The sequence below is a fragment of the Kitasatospora sp. NPDC093558 genome, assembly GCF_040683475.1.
Lineage (GTDB): Bacteria > Actinomycetota > Actinomycetes > Streptomycetales > Streptomycetaceae > Kitasatospora.
The window spans coordinates 1-5,839 of sequence record NZ_JBFBDY010000399.1 but is presented as its reverse complement, the minus strand read 5'-3'; the positions used below and the strand labels follow the sequence as shown (position 1 = coordinate 5,839).

General features: G+C 77.2%; 2 protein-coding genes and 1 pseudogene. All 3 read right to left on the bottom strand.

Annotated elements, in window-relative coordinates; genetic code table 11:
• Nucleotides 1-1,369 (bottom strand): annotated as a pseudogene (locus AB0O00_RS27430) (LuxR family transcriptional regulator); the annotation flags it as partial.
• A gap of 115 nt (nt 1,370-1,484) precedes the next feature.
• The gene (locus tag AB0O00_RS27425; RefSeq protein ID WP_363656151.1) at nt 1,485-4,154 is read right to left on the bottom strand and encodes an AfsR/SARP family transcriptional regulator; all 2,670 of its coding nucleotides are present in this window, start codon (nt 4,152-4,154) and stop codon (nt 1,485-1,487) included.
• Between the two features lie 13 nt (nt 4,155-4,167).
• Nucleotides 4,168-5,271, bottom strand: coding sequence for an AfsA-related hotdog domain-containing protein (locus tag AB0O00_RS27420; RefSeq protein WP_363656149.1), 1,104 nt, complete (start codon nt 5,269-5,271; stop codon nt 4,168-4,170).
• Between the last annotated feature and the right edge of the window lie 568 nt (nt 5,272-5,839).

The window sequence follows — 5,839 nt, the reverse complement described above, 5'->3', positions numbered from 1 at the left end:
GGCGGCCGGCCGCCTGGGCCTGGCGGTGGCGCTCGGCGGCGTCGGCGGGGCTGCCGAGCGTCAGGGCCAGGACGCCCGACGCGTCGGTGAGTTGGGCCGTCAGCTGCTCGGGCAGGCCGGGGGCGGCGGCGAGGCGGTCGTACCGGTCGAGGCCCTGGCGGAGCCGGCCCCGGGCCAGCCAGGACTCCAGGCACCCGAGGGCGGTGGCCGCCGCGGCCTGGTGGTCGCCGCGCTCCTGGAGGTGGTCCAGGGCTGCCTCGATGTTCGGGCCCTCGGCGGCCAGGACGGCGAGCCAGTGCGCCTGTTCGGTCCCCGCGAGTCGGGGAGCGGCGGCGGCCACCAGCTGCTGGTAGTGCTCGGAGTGGCGGTCGTGTGCGGAACTCGGCGGGGAGCACGAGAAGTTGGAGCGGAGCGGCTCGGGAACGGCGAAGCGGGAGCCGGTGACGGTGAGTGCGCCGTGGTCCAGGAGCGCCTCGAAGGCCGCTGCCTCCTGGCGGTCGACGGCGCTGGAGGCGAAGCCGTCGACGTGGACCGAGAGCCTTTGGAGCAGGGCGAGTTCGGCCGGGGCCAGGCCCTCGCACTGCCACTGCGCGAGTGCGGCGAGCGAACGGTGGCGGGGCGGCGCGTAGGCGGCGCCACCGGCCAGCGAGTTCACACCTGCACGGCGCAACTGGTCGAGCAGTTCCCTGGGTTGGAACAACCGTAGTCGTCCGGCCGCCAACTCGACGGCCAGCGGCAGTCCTTCGAGAAGGCGGCACAGCTCGGCGACGGCGTCGGCGTTCTCCTCCGTCAGCGCGAAGCCGGGCCGCACCTGGGCGGCCCGGCGGACGAACAGCTCGACGGCGGGGGCCCGGCCCAGCTCGTCGGGGATATCCCACTCGGGGGGGAGCGGTAGCGGCGCCAGCGGCATGAGGTGCTCGCCGTACACCCCGAGGGGGCGCAGCGCGGTGGCGAGCAGCGTGAGGCCGGGTTGGGCCGCGAGCAGGGCGGCGAGGACGGCGGGCTCGGGGCGGGCGGCGTGGTCGCAGCCGTCGAGGACGAGGAGCAGGCGGTCGGCGGGGTCGCCCGCTCCTGTCGAGGTGACGGCCTGGGCGATGCGGTCGGCGGGCGGGGCGGCGTCGTCCGTGGCGCCGAGGTCGAGGGCGGCCACGGACCGGAACGCGGGGCGGACGGTCCGGGCGGCGAGCTCGGCGAGGCGGCTCTTGCCGACACCGGCCGGGCCGGTGAGCGTCAGCAGCCGGACGGCCGGGTCGTGCAGGCGGCCCGCCACGGCGAGCAGCTCGGCTTCGCGGCCGACGAGGTCGTCGGTGGCGGCCGACGCGTCCGTGGCCGGCGTCGGGGGTGCGGTGAGCGTCGTGTGCACGGTCATCGGCCCGTTCTGGTACGGGTGTTGGGCTTGCGGGTGGTCGCTGTGTGGGGTGCGGCAGGTCGGGCGTCGGTGGTTGCGGCGCCGGGCGCTGCCGGGCCGGCTGTGGTGCGTCCGGTCATCGGTCGCTCCCGGCGCCGGCCAGGAGCCGGCTGTCGGCCGCGCGGGTTCGGGGCGGTCTCGGGGCGGTACGCAGGCGCCAGAGGCCCGGGCGGACCTCGATGGCGTCCAGCGGGTCGTCGGCGTTGCGCAGCCGGCGCCTCGCGTACGACTCCAGACGCGGGTCGCGCAGGGCGGCGGCGACGCGGGCGCCCGTGGCGAACGCGGCGCGGGCGGCCTGCGGGGCGCCGCGTTCCAGGGCGGTGAGGGCCAGGGCGCGGTGGAGCTCGAAGTGGGCGCGGTCGGGCGCGGTGTCCGCGAGGAGCGCCTGCGCGGGGACGAGGACCGCGTGGGCCTCGTCCACGGCGCCCGCGTCCAGCAGGAGTTCGGCCTGGCCGACCAGGATGCGGGCCCCCTCGGACGGGTCGTCGGCGAGTCCGGCGGCCTGCCGGTAGCACGCCTCGGCGCGGTCCAGGTCGCGCTGGTACCAGGCGAGTTCGCCCATCGAGCGGAGCATCCTGGCCTCCGCCCTGCGGTCGCCGCAGCGGTGGGCGGCGTCGAGGGCGAGTCCGTGGGCGGTGGCCCAGTCGTCCCACGCGCCGTCACGTTCGAGCGGGGTGCTGAGGGCGTCGGCGAGGCGGACGGTCAGCCGCCACAGGCCGGCCTCGTGCGCCGCCCGCAGCGCGTACACCAGCTCGATTCGGCGGGGCGGGCCCTCGGGGGTGAAGACGGACGCGCCGGGCAGCCGGGCCGCGGCCTCCGCCTCCTCCGCGTACCACCCGCACATCCGGGCCGTGGCCGCGCGGACGGCGGGCGCGGCGTCCCGTTCGGCGAGCAACTGCCGGGCCAGCAGCCGTAGGAGCTCGTGCTGGGCGTAGGCGTCGGCGCCGACCGGCGCCAGCAGGTGGCGCCCGACCAGCGCCTCCGCGAGCACCGCCGCCTCGACCGGCTCGCGGCCGAGGACGGCCGCCGCCGCGCCCACCCCGAACCGGCCGCGCGGCAGCAGGCCGAGCAGCCGGAAGCCGTCCTGCTCGGCGGCGTCGAGCCGGGCGTAGGCGCCGTGCAGCCGGGCACGCACGTCCAGGCCGCCGACGCGCAGCAGCGCGAGGCGGGTGCGTTCGTCCCGCAGGCGGGCGGCGAGGGCCGCGCCGGTGAGTTCGGGCCGGGCGGCGAGGCGGGCGGCGACGGCCCGCAGCGCGAGCGGGAGGCCGCCGCACAGGCGGGTGAGCTCGTCGGCGGCGCGTGCGTCGTCGGTGGACGTGTGGTGGCTGTCCGCGCCGCGGGCGGCCGTGCTGCGGGTGGCCAGCAGCTCGCGGGCCTCGGCGCGGGTGAGTCCGCCGAGGACGACGGGCAGCATGCCGGCCGGGCCGGTCGGGGCGAGCCGGCCGGTGACGAGGGCCGCGCTGCCGGGCGTGGTCGGCAGCAGCGGGCGGACCTGCTCCTCGGTGGCCGCGTGGTCGAGCACGAGCAGCATCCGCCGCCGGGCGAGCAGGAGTTGCAGCTCCTCCACCGGTTCGCGCGGCGGCGCGGCCCCCGCCCGGCGCAGCAGCGCCGCCGCGGCCTCGACCGGGCCCAGCTCGGGCCCGTGCGAGGGCCGCAGGTCGAGGTAGAGCGTCCCGTGCGGGAAGGCTTCCGCGACCCGCCGGGCCGCGAGCGCGGCCACCGCCGAGGTGCCGCTGCCGGGCAGGCCGAGCACGGCCACCCATCCGCCGGCCGGTGCGGTCAGCAACAGGTGCTCCACCTGGGCGAGTTGCTCGCTCCTCCCGGTGAAGTCCGGGTCGGGCGCGGGCAGCAGGCTGACCGGTACGGGGGCCGGCTCCTCGGCGGGCGTCACCTGTGCGGCGCCCGGCTCCGGCGCGTGCTCGACGAGCGTCGCCCGCCCCGGCGGCAGCAGCGCCTCGTCGCCGTCCAGCACCTGCCGGTGCAGCCGGCGCAGCCGCGGTCCTGGTTCGATCCCGAGCTCGTCGACCAGGGTGTGCCGCACCTGCGCGTACACCCGCAGCGCCTCGGCCTGCTGCCCGCTGCGGCACAGCGCCAGCATCAGCTGGGCGTGGAACTCCTCGCGCAGCGGGTGCTCGGTGGTGAGCGCCTGGAGCTCGCTGACCAGGGCGGCGCCCCGGCCGAGGTGGAGCTCGGCGAGGATGCGCTGCTCGACGGCGGCCAGCCGGGCCTCGCCGAGCCGGGTCGCGGCGCTCTCCAGCAGCAGCCCGTGCGGGGTGTCGGACAGCAGCGGGCCGCGCCACAGCCGGGTGGCGCGCTGCTCCAGCTCGACGGCCCGCGCGTAACGGGCCTCCTCCAGCGCGACGGTGGCCTGCTCGTGCAGCTCGGTGAACACGGTGGCGTCGACCTCGTCGGTGCGCGCGGCCAGCAGGTAGCCGGGGCTGCGGGTGAGCAGCGTCGCGGGGCCCTGGTTGGCGTCCGCGGCGCGCAGCAGCTTGCGCAGGTGGGAGACGTACACGTGGAGCGTGCTGGTGGCGGTGCGCGGCGGGGAGTCCGGCCACAGCTCGTCGATGAGGCTGTCGACCGACACGACCTCGTTGGCCCGCACCAGCAGCGTGCCGAGCACGGCCCTGAGCTTGGGCGCGCGCGGCGCCCCGCTCCCGGTGCCGGCGGTGTCGGCCGGGCCCGGGGCGTCGGCGGCGTCCGGGGCGCCGGTGATCTCCAGCGGCCCCAGGATCCGGAACCTCATGTGCGGCGGCCTCTCAGAAGTCCTGGACCACGACGGTGCGCGCCTCGGCCACGGTCCGGCGGCACTGGGTCAGCGTGACGGTGACGGGCACGGACGGCCGGCCGTGGGCGTCGCGCCCGACCGGCTCGGCGGCGGCCAGGCAGCGCAGCGGCAGCGCGGCCTCGGCCTCGCTGCGGAAGCGCACCTCCAGGGACGCGAGCACACAGCGCGACGCGGTGAGCCCGCGGGCTCGTCCGGCGGCCAACAGCGAGGCCTGGCGCAGGGATTCGAGCAGGTGCAGGCCGGGCAGCCGCTCGTCGCCGGGCCGCCGGTCGCCGCCGGCGAAGTCGGGCCGCCGCTGCTCGCCCGCCGCGAAGACCGGGCCGACGTCCCGGGTGAGGACCCAGGTGCTCAGCCGGTCGCGGGAGTCCGGATCGGGCCGGGCGACGACGACGTTCGCGGCGCTCGCGCGGCCGACCTCGGCCGGGTCGGCGGCCCGCACCGGGCCCGTCGGACGGTCGTCCAGCTCGGGCGCGGCGCGCACGGCCCGTTGGTTGTGGGCGCGCAGGTTCCCGTACAGCTTGGGCATGAGGAAGACCAGGCCCGCCGAACCGGTCGCGCACGGGGTGCCGTCCACCCGGGCCAGGAGCCGGAAGTCCAGGCCGCGCGGCACGCCGTTGACGACGTTCGCCGGGGTCGCCCGGATCTCGGTGCTCAGCCGGGGCCGCCGGCCCGGCACGACCCGCCACGCGGCGAGGTCGGTGAGCGTCAGCACGAAGCCGTGGAACAGCCCGGTGCGGTCGACCGGGACGCCGAAGTAGCGGTGGCCGACGAACTCGCCGATCTCCCGCACCGACTCGGTCACCGTCTGCATGTCGTGGAAGAGGCCCGGGCCGTCGTTGAACAGCGGGTGGCGGACGGGCAGTTCGCCGGTCAGCATGAAGTGTTCGTCGCCCAGGCTGGGGGCGTCGAGCAGGTAGTTCTCCCACGACGGCGGGCAGTGCACGAGGTGGCGGGTGCCGCTGTCGTTCGTCTCGCTGCCGTTGTTCTTGCTGCCGTTCTTCTCGCTGCCATGGGCGCCGCCGCCGTGGGCGTGGTGTGCGGCCGGCCGGCCGGCCATGGTGGTGACGTCCGTCATGGATTCTCCTCGCGTCGCACGGACCCGTGTCGCGTCGGCACGGACCCGTGCCCCCGGTGATCAGGGTGCGCGGACGATCCGCGGCGGGGCCACCGGGGGACGCTGGCAGGATGTTGCACGGCCAGTACTGCGACGGTGGCCGGCGGTGGTCCCCTGTTCGGCGGGGGAGCCTGTCGGGAGGTCGCGGGGCCCCGGCCTTCCGGACCGGTGAGTTGCTGCGGTGCAACTTGCGGCCAGCGTCCGGGCGGGGCCCGGGCGGGCGGGCCGCTCCTAAGCTGATCGGCGGAGCGCGACAGACGGACCGGCGCAGCTCGTGCCGCCGCGCAGCTCGTTCCGCTGCGCAGCCCGTGCCGCCGCGTCGCAGGTGTACTGCCGACGCGGGCCGTCCGGGTCCACTCCCATCTGCGTGACCAACGGGGGATCAATTCATGCTGATCGGACGTGAGTCGGAACTCTCCGAGATCGACACCGCGCTCGCCGCCGGCCGGGCCGGCTGCGGCCGGATCCTGCTCCTGGAGGGCGCCGTCGGCTGCGGCCGGAGCGAACTCACCGAGACCGCCGCCGAACG

Excerpts from the sequence above, each read along its gene's own strand:
- AB0O00_RS27425 (WP_363656151.1), bottom strand. The coding sequence starts at position 4,154 with ATGAGGTTCCGGATCCTGGGGCCGCTGGAGATCACCGGCGCCCCGGAC.
- AB0O00_RS27420 (WP_363656149.1), bottom strand. The coding sequence starts at position 5,271 with ATGACGGACGTCACCACCATGGCCGGCCGGCCGGCCGCACACCACGCC.